This window comes from Streptomyces sp. NPDC042371, assembly GCF_056437465.1.
In genome coordinates this window covers 766,103-781,965 of sequence record NZ_JBWKAP010000002.1, presented here as the reverse complement: position 1 = coordinate 781,965, position 15,863 = coordinate 766,103, and the positions used below count along the sequence as shown (strand labels likewise).

The window sequence follows — 15,863 nt, the reverse complement described above, 5'->3', positions numbered from 1 at the left end:
CTTCATCGCTCGCCCCAATAGCTCAGTCGGTAGAGCGTCTCCATGGTAAGGAGAAGGTCTGCGGTTCGATTCCGCATTGGGGCTCTGATGTCGCGTGATCCTCACCTTCGGGTGAGGGGATCCGGCATCGCAGCGGTGTAGCTCAGTCGGTAGAGCAAGCGGCTCATAATCGCTGTGTCACCGGTTCAAGTCCGGTCACCGCTACTAACAGTAGCCGATTGTGGGGTCGGTCCTTCGATCGGCTACTCTTTTATGCGTTCATCCGTCCATCCGTCCGTCAAGGAGCACTCACGTGGCTGCCACAGACGTCCGCCCGAAGATCACGCTGGCCTGCGTGGAGTGCAAGGAGCGGAACTACATCACCAAGAAGAACCGGCGTAACGACCCGGACCGTCTTGAGATGAAGAAGCACTGCCCGCGCTGCAACGCGCACACTGCGCACCGCGAAACGCGCTAAACACAGGCTCGTACACGAGGCCGTCCCCGATTGTTGGGGGCGGCCTCGTGTCGTGTTTTCTGAAACCAACCGCAGTGAAACCAACCGCAGGAGGTGCCGAGTCCATGGCGCTCGACCAGTCCTTCGTGGGGCGTTCCTATCCCCCCACTGATCCTTATGAGGTCGGCCGGGAGAAGATCCGCGAGTTCGCCGAGGCCGTGGGGGACGCAAATCCCGCGTACATCGACACGGAAGCCGCCAAGGCGCTCGGTCACCCCGATGTGATCGCCCCGCCGACTTTCGTGTTCGCGATCACCTTCAAGGCCGCGGGCCAGGTCATCGAGGACCCGCAGCTGGGCCTCGACTACAGCCGGGTGGTGCACGGCGACCAGAAGTTCGCCTACACCCGCCCGGTGCACGCGGGCGACCGGCTCACGGTGACCTCGACCATCGAGGCCATCAAGTCGATGGCGGGCAACGACATCCTGGACATCCGCGGAGAGGTCCACGACGAGACGGGCGAGCACGTCGTGACCGCCTGGACGAAGCTCGTCGCGCGCGCGGCCGAGACAGCGGCAGAGGAGGCCTGAGGCGATGACGGCGAAGATTGCGTACGGTGACGTCGAGGTCGGCACCGAGCTGCCGGCCCAGAGCTTTCCGGTGACACGCGCCACTCTCGTGCAGTACGCGGGCGCTTCCGGGGACTTCAACCCGATCCACTGGAACGAGAAGTTCGCGCTCGAGGTCGGCCTCCCCGACGTCATCGCGCACGGCATGTTCACCATGGCCGAGGCGATCCGCGTCGTGACCGACTGGGTGGGCGACCCGGCGGCCGTCGTCGAGTACGGCGTCCGCTTCACCAAGCCCGTCATCGTCCCGAACGACGACAAGGGCGCCACCATAGAGGTGAGCGCCAAGGTCGCGGCCGTCCTTGACGACAACCGCGTGCGGGTCGACCTGCTGGCGAAGAGCGCGGACCAGAAGGTCCTCGGCATGTCGCGGGCGGTCGTGCAGCTGGCCTGACGGCTGTCGCCGGTCCACGTGGATACGTAGATGCGTGTGGATACGTAGATACGGCTGTAGGTACGGGTAAGGGGCGTCCTCCATGGAGGGGCGCCCCTTACCCGTACTCCAAGGCGGTCCCCGCGACAGACCGCCCGTGAGCCCCGGGCAACCGCGCCACTTGACTACTTAGTGATTGGCCACTAACTTTCTCGCATGGTCAGGATGAGCGCAGAAGAGCGACGCGAAAGCGTCATCCGCGCGGCGGTCGTCGAGTTCGCCCGCGGCGGCCACAAGGGCACCTCCACCGAGGCGATCGCCAAGCGTGTGGGTGTCTCGCAGCCGTATCTCTTCCGGCTCTTCCCGGACAAGCGGGCCATCTTCCTCGCCGCGTCCGAGCGGTGCTGCCAGGAGACCACCGAGGTCTTCCGCAAGGCGTCCGACGGACTGGAGGGGCAGGCGGCCCTGGAGGCCATGGGGGCGGCCTATCAGGCCCTCATCGCCGATGACCCGGACAAGCTCCTCATGCAGATGCAGATGTACGTCGCCGTGGCGTCCGCGGAGGCGTCGGGCGACCGGGAGTTCGGTGACGCGCTGCGGGCGGGCTGGATGGAGATGTACGACACGGTCCGCCTGGCGCTGGGGGCGGACGTCGGAGAGACGACGCAGTTCCTGGCCTACGGGATGTTGGTCAATGTCCTGGTGTCGATGGGGTTCCAGTCCGATCACCGGGTGTGGTCGGGCTTCTACGAGTCGGTGCAGCCCAAGGCGTGAGCTGTACGGGGACGGGGGGTCTCCTTCTGTGCCCATAAAAGTTAGTCATCAATAACTAACCACAGGGGAAGCAATGCCGGAGCAGAAAGCTCGGACGGAAGCGCAGGCAGAAGCGCAGTCAGGACCGACCACGGCACGCGGGGGAATGGTCTGGGCCCTCGTCATCACCAGCGTCGCCGGGTTCATGGCGGCACTGGACAACCTCGTCGTCACCACCGCCCTGCCCTCCATCCGCGAGGACCTCGGGGGAGCCCTGCACGACCTCGAATGGACGGTGAGCGCCTACACCCTCACCTTCGCCGTGCTGCTGATGTTCGGCGCGGCCCTGGGGGACCGGTTCGGCCGCCGTCGGCTCTTCATCGTCGGCCTCACGGTCTTCACCGCCGCCTCCGCCGGAGCGGCACTCGCACCCGGCCTGGAGACGCTGATCGCCGCCCGCGCGGTGCAAGGTGTCGGCGCCGCGATCATGATGCCGCTCACGCTGACCCTGCTGACGGCTGCCGTTCCACCGGCCAAGCGCGGCATGGCGTACGGGATATGGGGTGCCGTCAACGGCCTCGCGGTCGCCAGTGGCCCGCTGATCGGCGGAAGCCTCACCGAGCACGTCTCCTGGCAGTGGATCTTCTGGCTGAACGTCCCGCTCGGCCTCGTCCTGCTCCCGCTCGCCCGCCTCCGCCTCGCCGAGTCGCACGCCCCCGGCGCGCGTCTGGACGCGGTCGGCACCCTGCTCGCCAGCGGTGGGCTCTTCGGAATCGTGTACGCCCTTGTCCGCGGTCCCATCGACGGCTGGTCCAGTGCCACCGTCCTCGTCAGCCTGACCGCGGGCGTCGTCCTGCTCGCCGGATTCATCCGGCACGGGATGCGCCACAAGGCGCCGATGCTGCCGATGCGCCTCTTCCGTAGCCGTGCGTTCGCCGGAATCAACGCCGCGAGCCTGCTGATGTTCCTCGGGATGTTCGGCTCGATCTTCCTGCTCAGCCAGTACATGCAGGGCGTCCTCGGCTACTCGCCCACCGAGGCCGGACTGCGCATGCTCCCCTGGACCGGCATGCCGATGCTCATCTCCCCGCTGGCGGGCTATCTCTCCGACCGGATCGGCGGCCGCCCGGTCGTCGCCGCCGGGCTCTTCCTGCAAGCCGTGGGCCTTGCCTGGTACGGCGCAGTGGTGGCGGTCGACGCCTCGTACACCACCCAGCTGCCCGCCCTGATCATCAGCGGCGTCGGGATGTCCCTCTACTTCGCCCCGGCCTCCAACCTGGTCATGTCCAGCGTGCGGCCGCAGGAGCAGGGCATCGCGTCCGGCGCCAACAACGCGCTGCGCGAGGTCGGCGGCGCCCTCGGCATCGCCGTGATGTCCTCGATCTTCTCGGCGCAGGGCGGCTACGCCTCCGGGCAGGACTTCGTGAACGGGCTGGAGCCCGCGCTGTGGGTGGGCTCCGCGGTGGTGGCCCTCGCGTCGGTGGCGGCGCTGTGCATCCCGTCCCGCCGGTCGACTCCGGGCGCGCCCGGGGCAACCGCTCCGAAGTCGGAGGACACGTTGGTCGCCGTCTGAACGACCTGAGGAGAACGGCCCCGCCCTGACCGGCGGGGCCGTTCTCGTACTCTTGAGCACGTGCAGGAACTCCACGATGCCCCCCTCGCCCCACTGACCACCTTCCGGCTCGGCGGCCCCGCGACCCGTCTGATCACCGCGACGACCGACGCCGAGGTGGTCGCCGCCGTCCGGGAAGCCGACGACTCCGGAACCCCGCTGCTGCTCATCGGCGGCGGATCGAACCTGGTCATCGGCGACAAGGGCTTCGACGGCACGGCCCTGCGCATCGCCACCCGGGGCTTCGAACTCGACGGCACGCGGCTGGAGCTCGCGGCCGGTGAGATCTGGACCGACGCGGTCGCCCGCACCGTCGAAGCGGGTCTTGCGGGCATCGAATGCCTCGCCGGGATCCCCGGCTCCGCGGGCGCGACGCCGATCCAGAACGTGGGGGCGTACGGCCAGGAGGTCTCCTCGACCATCACCGAGGTGACCGCTTACGACCGGAAGACCCACGAGACGGTCGTGATCCCGAACGCCGAGTGTGAGTTCTCGTACCGTCACAGCCGCTTCAAGGCCGACCCCGACCGCTTCGTGGTGCTGCGGGTCCGCTTCGAGCTGGAGGACGCGCAGGGGATGAGCGCGCCCCTCAAGTACCCGGAGACGGCCCGCACGCTCGGCGTCGAGGCGGGTGACCGGGTCCCGGCCGCGGTCGCCAGGGAGACCGTCCTCAAGCTCCGCGCGGGCAAGGGCATGGTGCTCGACCCCGAGGACCACGACAGCTGGTCCGCCGGGTCGTTCTTCACCAACCCCATCCTCACCGAGGAGGAGTTCACCGCCTTCCACGCGCGCGTGAAGGAACGCCTCGGCGCGGACGTCGCCCCGCCCGCCTTCCCGACCGGCGACGGCCGCGTGAAGACCTCCGCCGCCTGGCTCATCGACAAGGCGGGCTTCACCAAGGGCTACGGAGAGGGCCGGGCCCGCATCTCCACCAAGCACACGCTCGCGCTCACCAACCGCGGCGGCGCCACCACCGAGGACCTGCTGGCCCTGGCCCGCGAGGTCGTCGCAGGGGTCCGGGACGCCTTCGGAGTCACCCTGGTCAACGAGCCGGTGACGGTGGGCGTCAGCCTGTAGAGCACGGCAGGGTGGTTCAAGGGCGGGGTCAGTAGGCCACGCCCACGCCCTGCTTCACGGTCCCGCGGTCGTCGATCATGCCGAGCATCGCGTGCGCCACGTCCGCGCGCCCGATCGTGCGCCCCGAGCGCGGGGAGCCGCCCACGACCGTGCGGTACGTGCCGGTGAGGGGTTTGTCCGTCAGTTTCGGCGGGCGGACCGAGGTCCAGTCCGTCGGGCCCGCGGCCAGCTCGGCCTCCATGGCCGACAGGTCGGTGTAGACATCCCTGAGGACCCGGCCGACCACGCCCAGGACGGCGCGGTCGAGGAACGGCGAGTCCGCGGGCTCCGGGCCCACCGGGGCCGCGCTCACGACCAGCAGCCGCCGCACGCCCTCCGCGTCCATCGCCCGCAGCACACCGCGCGTGAGCTCCGTCGCGACGCCCCGGGCCGCGTCCGCGCGGCTGCGGGCACCGAGCCCCGAAAGGACCGCGTCCCGGCCCGTGACCGCGGGGCGCACCGCCTCCGGATCCAGGACGTCCGCGCGGAACACCTCGAGCCCCTCGCCGGTCACCGTGAGGCGCGCCGGGTCGCGCACCACAGCCGTGACCTTGTGTCCTGCCGTGAGCGCCTGCCGGACGATCTCCTGACCGATGCCACCGGTCGCACCGAACACCGTGAGTCTCATCGCGCACCCTCCCAAGGTGGGTAAGTATTCACTCACCTCTAGAGTGAGTAAGCACTCACCTCCCCGTCAAGCCAGGTTGGACGCCAGCCCATGCAGCAGAAGCCCACCCGGGCCCGCATCCTCGACGCGGCCCACGAACTCATGTTCACCCACGGCCTGGCCCGCGCCACCACCAAGGAGATCGCCAAGGCGGCGGGCTGCTCCGAAGCCGCGCTCTACAAGCACTTCGCGAGCAAGGAGGAGCTGTTCGTGAGCGTGCTGCGGGAGAGGCTGCCCAGGCTGAACCCGCTCCTGAGCGAGCTCGTGGAGAAGCCGGGGGAGCGCAGCGTGCTGGCGAACCTCACCGAGATCGCCCGCCTGGCCAGCGACTTCTATGCGCAGAGCTTCCCGATCGCCGCCTCCTTGTATGCGGAGACCAAGCTGAAGCGCCGCCACGAGGACTCCATGCGCGAGATGGGCACGGGTCCCCACATGCCCATCGAGGCCCTGGACGCCTACCTGCGGACCGAGCGCGACGCGGGCCGGATCGCACCCGACGCCGACACCTTCGCGGCCGCCTCACTCCTCATGGGCGCCTGCGCGCAGCGGGCCTTCGCCTACGACGCCACGGTCGGCAAGGAACCCCCGCAGCCCGTCGAGGAGTTCGCGGCCGCCATCGCCCGCACGCTCCTGAGAGGCATCACACGCTCCTGAAGGGCATCACACGCTCCTGACGGACATCAGCTGACCAGCCACTCGTCCACCCCGGCCAGCATCTTGTGCTGTACGTCGAAGGGCGCGGCCGAACCGCGGACCGACTGCCGGGCCAGCTCCGCAAGCTCGGCGTCCGTGAAGCCGTGGTGCATGCGCGCGATGTCGTACTGGGCGGCGAGCCGTGACCCGAAGAGCAGCGGGTCGTCGGCGCCGAGTGCTATCGGCACACCCGCGTCGAAAAGCGTGCGCAGGGGCACGTCCTCCGGCTTCTCGTAGACCCCCAGGGCGACGTTGGACGCCGGGCACACCTCACACGTGACGCCCCGGTCCGCGAGCCGCTTCAGGAGCCGCGGATCCTCGGCGGCCCGCACCCCGTGCCCGATGCGCGCCGCCTCCAGGTCGTCCAGACAGTCCCGCACCGACGCGGGCCCGGTCAGCTCGCCGCCGTGCGGCGCCGCCAGCAGACCGCCGTCGCGCGCGATGGCGAAGGCCCGGTCGAAGTCCCGCGCCATGCCGCGCCGCTCGTCGTTGGAGAGCCCGAAGCCGACGATGCCGCGGTCCGCGTACCGCACGGCGAGGCGCGCCAGCGTGCGGGCGTCCAGCGGGTGCTTCATGCGGTTCGCGGCGACCAGGACGCGCATGCCGAGGCCGGTCTCCCGCGAGGCGCTCTCGACCGCGTCCAGGATGATTTCCAGGGCCGGGATCAGACCGCCGAGCCGCGGTGCGTACGAGGTCGGGTCGACCTGGATCTCCAGCCATCCCGACCCGTCCCGCAGGTCCTCCTCGGCCGCCTCGCGCACCAGGCGCCGGATGTCCTCCGGTTCGCGCAGACAGGAGCGCGCGGCGTCGTAGAGCCGCTGGAAGCGGAACCAGCCGCGCTCGTCCGTGGCGCGCAGCTTCGGTGGCTCGGCACCGGTCAGCGCCTCGGGGAGCCGCACTCCGTACTTGTCGGCCAGCTCCAGCAGGGTGCTGGACCGCATCGACCCGGTGAAGTGCAGATGGAGATGGGCCTTCGGCAGTTCTCGTACGTCTCGTACACGCTCGTCTCGTACACGCTCCATTCGAGGATCTTGCCGTATGCACCTGGCCTCCCGGTAGCGGCTTTCCCCCTTCGGGTCCCCCTCCGAACGAAGAAACGGGCCGCCTCTCCGAAGGAGAGACGGCCCGCACGCTTCTGCCGGGGCTGCCGGGTGTCAGTCGCGGGCCTCGGCGAGCAGCTTCTGGATCCGCGAGACGCCCTCGACGAGGTCCTCGTCGCCGAGCGCGTACGAAAGGCGCAGGTAGCCCGGCGTCCCGAAGGCCTCACCAGGAACGACCGCGACCTCGGCCTCCTCCAGGATGAGGGCGGCCAGCTCCACGGAGTCCTGCGGGCGCTTGCCGCGGATCTCCTTGCCGAGGAGGCCCTTCACCGACGGGTACGCGTAGAAGGCGCCCTCGGGCTCGGGGCAGACCACGCCCGTGATCTCGTTGAGCATCCGCACCATCGTCTTGCGGCGCCGGTCGAAGGCCTCGCGCATCTTCTCGACGGCGACCAGGTCACCGGAGACGGCCGCGAGCGCGGCGGCCTGCGCGACATTGGAGACGTTGGACGTGGCGTGCGACTGCAGGTTCGTCGCGGCCTTCACGACGTCCTTCGGGCCGATGATCCAGCCCACCCGCCAGCCGGTCATCGCATACGTCTTGGCGACGCCGTTGACCACGATGCACTTGTCGCGCAGCTCGGGCAGGAGCGCGGGGAGCGAGGTGAACTTCGCGTCTCCGTAGACGAGGTGTTCGTAGATCTCGTCGGTCATGACCCACAGGCCGTGCTCGACGGCCCAGCGGCCGATCGCCTCGGCGTCGGCCTCGCTGTAGACGGCGCCCGTCGGGTTCGACGGCGACACGAAGAGCACGACCTTCGTGCGCTCCGTGCGTGCGGCCTCCAACTGCTCGACCGAGACGAGGTAGCCGGTGGTCTCGTCGGCGACGACCGGGACGGGGACACCGCCCGCGAGACGGATCGACTCCGGGTACGTCGTCCAGAACGGCGCGGGGACGATGACCTCGTCGCCCGGGTCCAGGATCGCGGCGAACGCCTCGTAGATGGCCTGCTTGCCGCCGTTGGTCACCAGGATCTGCGACGCGTCGACCTCGTAACCCGAGTCACGGAGGGTCTTCGTGGCGATCGCGGCCTTGAGCTCGGGGAGGCCCCCGGCCGGCGTGTAGCGGTGGAACTTCGGGTTCTTGCAGGCCTCGATGGCCGCCTCGACGATGTAGTCCGGAGTCGGGAAGTCGGGCTCGCCCGCCCCGAAGCCGATCACCGGGCGGCCGGCGGCCTTGAGGGCCTTGGCCTTGGCGTCGACAGCGAGGGTCGCGGACTCGGAGATCGCGCCGATGCGCGCGGACACCCGGCGCTCGGTCGGAGAAGTTGCAGCGCTCATGGCCCCATCGTTCCAGACCCGAAACGCCCCCGGCGGGTGGGTTTCCAAGACCGTCGGAACCCATTCTGTTCGACGGGGGGCCGCAGAGCACGTACACTCACTGCTCGTTGGCCTTCACCGGCCGCTTCCTCTCTACGCACTCCGTGCACATGGGCGGATGCGGTAGGTTGGGGGAAATCAAAGGGTCGTAGCTCAATTGGTAGAGCACTGGTCTCCAAAACCAGCGGTTGGGGGTTCAAGTCCCTCCGGCCCTGCTACACACTCCTTCGCCAGGATGTGTGCGCATGTACGTACTGCATTGCACCGCCGTGCGGCTCAACCGGGCGCGGCACGGCCACGACCCGGAATCAGGTGAGGACGAGTGACGGACGCCGTGGGCTCCATCGACATGCCTGATGCCCAGGACGAGGCGCCGGAGTCCAAGAAGAAGGCCCGCAAGGGCGGCAAGCGCGGCAAGAAGGGCCCCTTCGGCCGTCTCGCGCTCTTCTACCGCCAGATTGTCGCGGAACTCCGTAAGGTCGTCTGGCCGACTCGCAGTCAGCTCACGACCTACACCACAGTGGTGATTGTCTTCGTCGTCATCATGATCGGTCTCGTGACCGTGATTGACTATGGCTTCAGCCACGCTGTCAAGTACATCTTCGGCTGAGCCGAGAGCGAAGGGCGCCGTTCCCGGCGCCCCTTTCGCGCGTTCCACCCCTCTGTATCCAGGAAGAAGCAGCCACCGTGTCTGACCCGAACCTGAACGACGCCATCGAGTCGGCCGAGTCCGTGGAGGACCAGCTCGACATCGTCGAGGCGGCGGACGCCGCGGCGCCGGATCAGGCCGAGGCCGCCGACGCTGCCGCGGGCGAGCCCGCCGAAGAGGCCGCCATCCACCTGGAGGGTGACGCCGAGGCCGTCGCCGAGTCCGAAGAGGACGAGGCCGCTGCCGCCGAGGTCGCCGACGAGGAGCCCGTCGAGGGCGCCGAAGAGGCCGAGGCCGCGGACGAGCCCGAGGAGGAGGCCGAGCCGGTCGACCCGATCGTCGCCCTCCGCGAGGAGCTCCGCACCCTCCCCGGCGAGTGGTACGTCATCCACACCTACGCCGGTTACGAGAACCGCGTGAAGACCAACCTCGAGCAGCGCGCCGTCTCGCTGAACGTCGAGGACTTCATCTTCCAGGCCGAGGTGCCGCAGGAAGAGGTCGCGCAGATCAAGAACGGCGAGCGCAAGACCATCCGTCAGAACAAGCTCCCCGGCTACGTGCTGGTGCGCATGGACCTGACGAACGAGTCCTGGGGCGTCGTCCGCAACACGCCGGGCGTCACCGGCTTCGTCGGCAACGCCTACGACCCGTACCCGCTGACCCTGGACGAGATCGTCAAGATGCTTGCTCCGGAGGCCGAGGAGAAGGCAGCCCGTGAGGCCGCCGAGGCCGAGGGCAAGCCGGCTCCGGCCCGCAAGGTCGAGGTCCAGGTGCTCGACTTCGAGGTGGGCGACTCGGTCACCGTCACCGACGGCCCGTTCGCGACGCTGCAGGCGACGATCAACGAGATCAACGCCGACTCGAAGAAGGTCAAGGGCCTCGTCGAGATCTTCGGCCGCGAGACCCCGGTCGAGCTGAGCTTCGACCAGATCCAGAAGAACTGACGTTCCCTGGAACACACGCTTCCGAACAGGTCAGACGGGCTGCCAAAGCCGGTCTGACCTGCTCGGTTTTTAGCCGCGCGACTATACCCGTTATCGTGGTGCGGTATGCCTCCATCCGGATGACCGGATGGTCGGCTGAAAACTCTCACTAGGACCCGGAGAGAGCAATGCCTCCCAAGAAGAAGAAGGTCACGGGGCTTATCAAGCTCCAGATCCAGGCTGGTGCCGCCAACCCGGCCCCGCCGGTCGGCCCCGCGCTGGGCCAGCACGGCGTCAACATCATGGAGTTCTGCAAGGCCTACAACGCCGCGACCGAGTCGCAGCGTGGCTGGGTGATCCCGGTGGAGATCACGGTCTACGAAGACCGCTCCTTCACCTTCATCACCAAGACGCCGCCGGCCGCCAAGATGATCCTGAAGGCCGCTGGTGTCGAGAAGGGCTCTGGCGAGCCCCACAAGACCAAGGTCGCCAAGGTCACCGAGGCGCAGATCCGCGAGATCGCGACGACCAAGATGGAAGACCTCAACGCCAACGACCTGGACGCCGCGTCGAAGATCATCGCCGGCACCGCCCGTTCCATGGGCATCACGGTCGAGGGCTGAGACTCCTCACCCCGTCTGACCTTTCTCAGTGGTAGGGCCAAGCGCTGGTCCGTACCACGACTCCATACCTGAACCACCAGGAGCAGAAGTGAAGCGCAGCAAGACTCTCCGCGCTGCGGACGCCAAGATCGACCGGGAGAAGCTGTACGCCCCGCTCGAGGCCGTCCGTCTCGCCAAGGAGACCTCCTCGACCAAGTTCGACGGCACCGTCGAGGTCGCCATGCGTCTGGGTGTCGACCCGCGCAAGGCCGACCAGATGGTCCGTGGCACCGTGAACCTCCCGCACGGCACCGGCAAGACCGCCCGGGTCCTGGTCTTCGCGACCGGTGACCGTGCTGCGGCCGCGGAAGCCGCTGGGGCCGACATCGTCGGCGCCGACGAGCTCATCGACGAGGTCGCGAAGGGCCGCCTGGACTTCGACGCCGTCGTCGCCACCCCGGACCTCATGGGCAAGGTCGGCCGCCTCGGCCGCGTGCTCGGTCCGCGTGGTCTGATGCCGAACCCGAAGACCGGCACCGTGACCCCCGACGTCGTGAAGGCTGTCAACGACATCAAGGGCGGCAAGATCGAGTTCCGCGTCGACAAGCACTCGAACCTGCACTTCATCATCGGCAAGGTGTCCTTCGACGACACCAAGCTGGTGGAGAACTACGCCGCGGCCCTGGACGAGATCCTCCGTCTGAAGCCGTCGGCCGCCAAGGGTCGCTACATCAAGAAGGCCGCCATCACCACCACGATGGGCCCCGGCATTCCGCTGGACTCGAACCGCACCCGCAACCTCCTCACCGAGGAGGACCCGGCCGCCGTCTGAATCTGACGGCAGCCGCGTCGCGTACGCGTTCTGTGGACGGGCCCCGCAACCTTTCGAGGTGCGGGGCCCGTCCTGTTTGTGTACGGGCAGTTCGGATAGGTGTGTCAATGGCCTGTGCCAGCGTGCAGGCTCCATGAGTGCCAAGGGGTGGGACAACATGAACAGCACGACCATGCGCCGTGCCGGTCTCTCGATCGCGGTGGTCGCCGCGCTGACGGGCCTCACGGCCTGCGGTTCGGGTGACTCCTCCGACAAGGCGGACGGGGGCGGCAAGGACAAGGGCGGCATCAACCTCAGCCCGATAGCCGCCCTGCGCTCCGTCGAGAAGTCGACCGACAAGGCCGACACCGCCCGGATCGAGAGCTCCACCACCCTGGGCACGGTGTCCTCGATGGACGCGAAGGGTGTCATGGGCTGGTCCGACGGCATCACGGGCAACGTGACGGTGACCTTCACCGGCGGCTCGCAGGCCCAGCAGATGGCTCAGCTCGGCCAGACGAAGCTCGACTACCGCTATCTGAAGAGCGGCTTCTACGCGAACATGGGCGACAAGTTCGCGGACCAGGCGGGCGGGGGCAAGCACTGGCTGGAGTACGACTACGCCACGCTGGCCGAGCTGAGCGGCGCCGCGGGCGAGGCCTTCCAGGACCAGATGCAGAACACCTCCCCGAACCAGTCGGTGAAGATGCTGCTGGCCTCCGGTGACGTGAAGCGCGTCGGCGAGGAGGAGGTCCGCGGCACGAAGGCGACCCACTACTCCGGCAAGGTCGACATCGCGGACTTCACCGCCAAGAGCGCGGACCTGGACGAGGACAAGCTGGCCGAGCTGAAGAAGCAGTTCGAGCAGGCAGGCCTCAGCACCGAGACGATCGACATCTGGGTGGACGACGACGACCTGCTCGTCAAGAAGAGCGAGAAGGGCGACACCAAGAACGGCCCCTTCTCGCAGACGGCCTACTACAGCGACTACGGCACCCGGCTCTCCGTGGAGAAGCCCCCGTCCTCGGACACCATGAGCTTCAAGGAGCTGCTGAACAAGCAGCCCGCGGCATAAGAGCCTGTGTCATCACCCCGGCCGGGTGGCCGTCGTCTGGCACGCACGCTCGCGGCGTTGCCGAAACGCCCTAGTAGCTCCGCTACGAGGACGCTCCGGCGCCTTGCGATCGCACGCACCAGACGACGCCCACTGATCCGACCGGGGTGATGACACAGGCTCTAACTCCTGAGCTGCCCTTCCCACCCCTCAGGTACTCTCGGCAAACAAAGATGTGTCGATCATGTGTTCTTTGTTCCTAGGGGTGGGGTCATGACTGTAGGTGTCGTACGTGGACGCAGGGGACGTCAGCGGGCGGCGGGCGCCGTGCTCAGCACCGCGCTGCTGTGTGTCGGCGCGGTGGCCTGTGGAGGCTCGGACGACAAGTCCGACAACAGCGCGGGGGACTCGGGCAAGATCCAGTCCCGTTCGCAGGTGACCGACGTCATCACCGCCGCGTACAAGAAGACCTCGGCCGCCAAGTCGGCCAAGGTCAAGATGACGATGTCGACGCCGCCCGGCGAGATGGGCAAGGCCATGGGCGGCGCAGGCGAGATGAAGATGACCGGCGTCATGGGCTGGGACCCGACCGTCATGGACGTGACGGTCTCGGGCTCGGCGCTCACGGAGGGTGACCCTCAGGCCCCGGAGAAGATCCGGATGCTCTGGAGCGACAACGTGATGTACATGGACATGGGCGCCAAGGCGGCCAAGGACATGGACGGCAAGCGCTGGGTCAAGATGGACCTCAACTCCATCGCGAAGCAGGCCGGTGACGACAAGCTCGCCAAGCAGATGACCGGCGGCCTGGACAGCATGAACCAGGACCCGGCGCAGCAGCTCGCGATGCTCCTGGACTCGCCGAACCTCAAGCACCTGGGCTCCGCGAAGGTCGACGGCGCGCAGACCCAGCGCTACAAGGGGCGGCTCACCGTCAAGGAAATGATGGAGTCCAACGACGGCCTGAAGGACGTGCTCAGCAAGAGCGAGCGCGAGCAGCTCTTCAAGAACGTCGAGAAGTCGGGCATCAAGGGCTACGACACCGAGGTCTGGGTCAACGAGGACGACTACCCCGTCCGCATGGACATCGACATCAAGACCCCCGAGGGCACGGTGAAGACCTCGCAGACCTTCTCCGACTACGGCTCCGCCACCAAGGTGACGCCTCCGCCCGCCGGGGACACCTTCGACATGATGAAGATGTTCGAGGAGCTCGGGAAGCTCGGCAAGGGCGGCTCGGGCGCCGGTTCGGACAGCGCCTTCTGACCGGATTTGCTTGCCGCGGACCCGTTCGCGTACTCTTCCACAGAAGCCAAAGACCGCTGGTCGTTGCCGTGTTCTCGCAAGAGGGTGCGGTGGCCGAAGGATCCGCTGAAACGGCGGACGACCCGCGCAGGTGACTGTGGATGTGCTCCTGGATCGCATGCGATTCGGTAGAGCTCACGCCCCGTGCGCCTGCGCCGGGGCGTTTCGTTTTGTCGGCCCCTTCTGAGCGGTCCTCATCACCCGGAAGGAGGCCGACGCTCTATGCCGACGCCCGACAAGGCTGCCGCGGTAGCCGAGCTCACGGACAAGTTCCGCAGCTCGAACGCCGCCGTGCTGACCGAGTACCGGGGTCTCACCGTGGCCCAGCTCAAGCAGCTGCGCCGTTCTCTCGGTGCGAACTCCGAGTACGCCGTGGTGAAGAACACGCTGACCAAGATCGCGGCCAACGAGGCCGGGATCAACACGCTGGACGACCTCTTCACGGGTCCGACGGCGGTTGCCTTCGTCACCGGTGACCCGGTGGAGTCGGCGAAGGGTCTTCGTGACTTCGCCAAGGAGAACCCGAACCTCGTCATCAAGGGCGGTGTCCTTGACGGCAAGGCGCTGTCCGCCGACGAGTTCAAGAAGCTTGCGGACCTCGAGTCCCGCGAGGTTCTGCTCAGCAAGCTGGCCGGCGCGTTCAAGGGCAAGCAGTCGCAGGCTGCTCAGCTCTTCCAGGCGCTGCCCTCGAAGTTCGTCCGCACCGCGGAGGCGCTTCGTGCCAAGCAGGCCGAGCAGGGCGGTGCCGAGTAATTCGGCTCGCGCATTGATCGACGCCCACTAGGGCGACGGTCGCAGCGGGCCCAACGTACGCCCGCCTTCATATACACCCGGCACCAGCCGAATTAGTGGAAGGACGCCACCATGGCGAAGCTGTCCCAGGACGACCTGCTCGCACAGTTCGAAGAGATGACCCTCATCGAGCTCTCCGAGTTCGTGAAGGCCTTCGAGGAGAAGTTCGACGTCACCGCCGCCGCGGCCGTCGCCGTTGCCGCCCCGGGCGCCCCGGGTGCCCCGGTCGAGGCCGCTGAGGAGCAGGACGAGTTCGACGTCATCCTCACGGGCGCCGGCGAGAAGAAGATCCAGGTCATCAAGGTCGTGCGTGAGCTCACCTCGCTGGGCCTGAAGGAGGCCAAGGACCTCGTCGACGGCACCCCGAAGCCGGTCCTCGAGAAGGTCACCAAGGAGGCCGCCGAGAAGGCTGCCGAGTCCCTCAAGGGCGCCGGCGCCTCCGTCGAGGTCAAGTGACTTCACGAGTCGTCTGACTCTTTTCCCGTACGTACGGCGTAACGCTGTAACGCACGGGCCGCCAAAGGCGATCACCCATGTGGGTGGTCGCCTTTCGGCGTTCCCGGGGCTCCCGCGGAGGGTGCCTTGCGATGTCGGTCCCGACGAGTATGGTGATCTTCGTTGTGCCTCGGGACGGCCCGTGACGGTGACGATCTCAGAGTGATGTCGGGGCAGGGGGGCCTTGACGAACCGCACGCAGCGCGCAATTCTCAGGACGCGTCGTGACAACGATCCGGATCCGAGGCATGGATCGGCGGCGAAGAGGGCAGTATCGATGTGCATCGAGGGCGTGGCTTGCAGCAGGGGTTGAGAACAACGAGGGTCTTCAAAAACCCGCACTGGACATCAGTGGGCCGAGTGGCTACACTGACCCTTTGCGCTGCCTGTTAGCTGCCTCCTGCCCGTCACCAGGGGCATGCCCATGCTTGAGCACTGTGGACCTGACTCTCCCTGACCTGGGATGTCTGTCTCTGTGTCCAGCCTGGGACCGGTACGCGCGTAGTGAGTCCGAGCCCTCGGAAGGACCCCCT

Annotated in this window: 17 protein-coding genes, 3 tRNA genes and 1 pseudogene; 18 read left to right on the top strand and 3 right to left on the bottom strand. The window is 67.7% G+C overall.

Going from position 1 to position 15,863, the window contains the following annotated elements; translation table 11 throughout:
• Nucleotides 1-11 precede the first annotated feature (11 nt).
• The 8 genes and pseudogenes from AC068B_RS09380 to AC068B_RS09345 all read left to right on the top strand — a co-directional run.
• Nucleotides 12-84 (top strand) — tRNA-Thr (locus AC068B_RS09380).
• A gap of 47 nt (nt 85-131) precedes the next feature.
• A tRNA-Met gene (locus AC068B_RS09375) sits at nt 132-204 on the top strand.
• A gap of 88 nt (nt 205-292) precedes the next feature.
• A complete protein-coding gene (gene rpmG, locus AC068B_RS09370; RefSeq protein ID WP_004571794.1) occupies nt 293-457 on the top strand; it encodes a 50S ribosomal protein L33 in 165 nt (54 codons plus the stop codon).
• Between the two features lie 104 nt (nt 458-561).
• On the top strand, nt 562-1,026 hold the full coding sequence (locus AC068B_RS09365; protein ID WP_468555924.1) for an FAS1-like dehydratase domain-containing protein: 465 nt from the start codon (nt 562-564) through the stop codon (nt 1,024-1,026).
• Between the two features lie 4 nt (nt 1,027-1,030).
• Entirely contained in the window at nt 1,031-1,459 is a 429-nt protein-coding gene (locus AC068B_RS09360; protein ID WP_478670124.1) for a MaoC family dehydratase, read from the top strand.
• A gap of 195 nt (nt 1,460-1,654) precedes the next feature.
• Nucleotides 1,655-2,212 (top strand): TetR/AcrR family transcriptional regulator, encoded by a 558-nt coding sequence (locus AC068B_RS09355; RefSeq protein ID WP_478670123.1) that lies wholly within the window; start codon nt 1,655-1,657, stop codon nt 2,210-2,212.
• Between the two features lie 73 nt (nt 2,213-2,285).
• A complete protein-coding gene (locus tag AC068B_RS09350) occupies nt 2,286-3,764 on the top strand; it encodes an MFS transporter (protein WP_478670121.1) in 1,479 nt (492 codons plus the stop codon).
• Between the two features lie 42 nt (nt 3,765-3,806).
• A pseudogene (locus AC068B_RS09345) lies at nt 3,807-4,880 on the top strand (UDP-N-acetylmuramate dehydrogenase); the annotation flags it as partial.
• 28 nt (nt 4,881-4,908) lie between these two features.
• Here AC068B_RS09345 and AC068B_RS09340 read toward each other — a convergent pair.
• Nucleotides 4,909-5,547, bottom strand: coding sequence for an NAD(P)-dependent oxidoreductase (locus AC068B_RS09340; RefSeq protein ID WP_478670119.1), 639 nt, complete (start codon nt 5,545-5,547; stop codon nt 4,909-4,911).
• A 90-nt stretch (nt 5,548-5,637) separates the two neighbouring features.
• Here AC068B_RS09340 and AC068B_RS09335 point away from each other — a divergent pair, with 90 nt between their 5' ends.
• Nucleotides 5,638-6,240 carry a TetR/AcrR family transcriptional regulator gene (locus AC068B_RS09335; protein ID WP_478670117.1) on the top strand — a complete coding sequence of 201 codons (603 nt, stop codon included), beginning with the start codon at nt 5,638-5,640 and terminating at the stop codon, nt 6,238-6,240.
• Between the two features lie 26 nt (nt 6,241-6,266).
• Here the strand turns inward: AC068B_RS09335 and AC068B_RS09330 are convergent, their stop codons facing one another.
• Nucleotides 6,267-7,301, bottom strand: coding sequence for an adenosine deaminase (locus AC068B_RS09330; protein WP_478670115.1), 1,035 nt, complete (start codon nt 7,299-7,301; stop codon nt 6,267-6,269).
• Nucleotides 7,302-7,433: 132 nt separating this feature from the next.
• Entirely contained in the window at nt 7,434-8,660 is a 1,227-nt protein-coding gene (locus AC068B_RS09325; protein WP_356251687.1) for a pyridoxal phosphate-dependent aminotransferase, read from the bottom strand.
• A 181-nt stretch (nt 8,661-8,841) separates the two neighbouring features.
• Between AC068B_RS09325 and AC068B_RS09320 the strand changes: the two genes are divergently transcribed.
• From AC068B_RS09320 to rplL, 9 genes are all read left to right on the top strand, one after another.
• Nucleotides 8,842-8,914 (top strand) — tRNA-Trp (locus AC068B_RS09320).
• A gap of 107 nt (nt 8,915-9,021) precedes the next feature.
• Entirely contained in the window at nt 9,022-9,309 is a 288-nt protein-coding gene (gene secE, locus AC068B_RS09315; RefSeq protein WP_055564537.1) for a preprotein translocase subunit SecE, read from the top strand.
• A gap of 77 nt (nt 9,310-9,386) precedes the next feature.
• Nucleotides 9,387-10,292 (top strand): transcription termination/antitermination protein NusG, encoded by a 906-nt coding sequence (gene nusG / locus AC068B_RS09310; protein WP_478670112.1) that lies wholly within the window; start codon nt 9,387-9,389, stop codon nt 10,290-10,292.
• Between the two features lie 167 nt (nt 10,293-10,459).
• Nucleotides 10,460-10,894: a 50S ribosomal protein L11 gene (gene rplK, locus AC068B_RS09305; RefSeq protein ID WP_055547825.1), complete on the top strand. Its 435-nt coding sequence runs from the start codon at nt 10,460-10,462 to the stop codon at nt 10,892-10,894.
• A gap of 88 nt (nt 10,895-10,982) precedes the next feature.
• On the top strand, nt 10,983-11,705 hold the full coding sequence (rplA, locus tag AC068B_RS09300) for a 50S ribosomal protein L1 (protein ID WP_361716732.1): 723 nt from the start codon (nt 10,983-10,985) through the stop codon (nt 11,703-11,705).
• A 157-nt stretch (nt 11,706-11,862) separates the two neighbouring features.
• On the top strand, nt 11,863-12,759 hold the full coding sequence (locus tag AC068B_RS09295) for an SCO4651 family lipoprotein (protein ID WP_478670110.1): 897 nt from the start codon (nt 11,863-11,865) through the stop codon (nt 12,757-12,759).
• Between the two features lie 252 nt (nt 12,760-13,011).
• Entirely contained in the window at nt 13,012-14,004 is a 993-nt protein-coding gene (locus AC068B_RS09290; RefSeq protein ID WP_478670108.1) for an SCO4651 family lipoprotein, read from the top strand.
• 261 nt (nt 14,005-14,265) lie between these two features.
• Nucleotides 14,266-14,796 (top strand): 50S ribosomal protein L10, encoded by a 531-nt coding sequence (gene rplJ, locus AC068B_RS09285; RefSeq protein WP_478670105.1) that lies wholly within the window; start codon nt 14,266-14,268, stop codon nt 14,794-14,796.
• Nucleotides 14,797-14,907: 111 nt separating this feature from the next.
• Entirely contained in the window at nt 14,908-15,291 is a 384-nt protein-coding gene (rplL, locus tag AC068B_RS09280) for a 50S ribosomal protein L7/L12 (RefSeq protein WP_356251670.1), read from the top strand.
• The last annotated feature ends 572 nt before the right edge of the window (nt 15,292-15,863 follow it).

What these genes read in the sequence shown, in the direction of transcription:
- AC068B_RS09360 (WP_478670124.1), top strand. Translation starts at nt 1,031, where the DNA reads ATGACGGCGAAGATTGCGTACGGTGACGTCGAGGTCGGCACCGAGCTG.
- rplJ (WP_478670105.1), top strand. Translation starts at nt 14,266, where the DNA reads ATGCCGACGCCCGACAAGGCTGCCGCGGTAGCCGAGCTCACGGACAAG.
- AC068B_RS09340 (WP_478670119.1), bottom strand. Translation starts at nt 5,547, where the DNA reads ATGAGACTCACGGTGTTCGGTGCGACCGGTGGCATCGGTCAGGAGATC.
- AC068B_RS09350 (WP_478670121.1), top strand. Translation starts at nt 2,286, where the DNA reads ATGCCGGAGCAGAAAGCTCGGACGGAAGCGCAGGCAGAAGCGCAGTCA.
- AC068B_RS09335 (WP_478670117.1), top strand. Translation starts at nt 5,638, where the DNA reads ATGCAGCAGAAGCCCACCCGGGCCCGCATCCTCGACGCGGCCCACGAA.
- AC068B_RS09355 (WP_478670123.1), top strand. Translation starts at nt 1,655, where the DNA reads ATGGTCAGGATGAGCGCAGAAGAGCGACGCGAAAGCGTCATCCGCGCG.
- AC068B_RS09330 (WP_478670115.1), bottom strand. Translation starts at nt 7,301, where the DNA reads ATGGAGCGTGTACGAGACGAGCGTGTACGAGACGTACGAGAACTGCCG.
- AC068B_RS09295 (WP_478670110.1), top strand. Translation starts at nt 11,863, where the DNA reads ATGAACAGCACGACCATGCGCCGTGCCGGTCTCTCGATCGCGGTGGTC.
- rplL (WP_356251670.1), top strand. Translation starts at nt 14,908, where the DNA reads ATGGCGAAGCTGTCCCAGGACGACCTGCTCGCACAGTTCGAAGAGATG.
- AC068B_RS09365 (WP_468555924.1), top strand. Translation starts at nt 562, where the DNA reads ATGGCGCTCGACCAGTCCTTCGTGGGGCGTTCCTATCCCCCCACTGAT.
- AC068B_RS09290 (WP_478670108.1), top strand. Translation starts at nt 13,012, where the DNA reads ATGACTGTAGGTGTCGTACGTGGACGCAGGGGACGTCAGCGGGCGGCG.
- rplK (WP_055547825.1), top strand. Translation starts at nt 10,460, where the DNA reads ATGCCTCCCAAGAAGAAGAAGGTCACGGGGCTTATCAAGCTCCAGATC.
- AC068B_RS09325 (WP_356251687.1), bottom strand. Translation starts at nt 8,660, where the DNA reads ATGAGCGCTGCAACTTCTCCGACCGAGCGCCGGGTGTCCGCGCGCATC.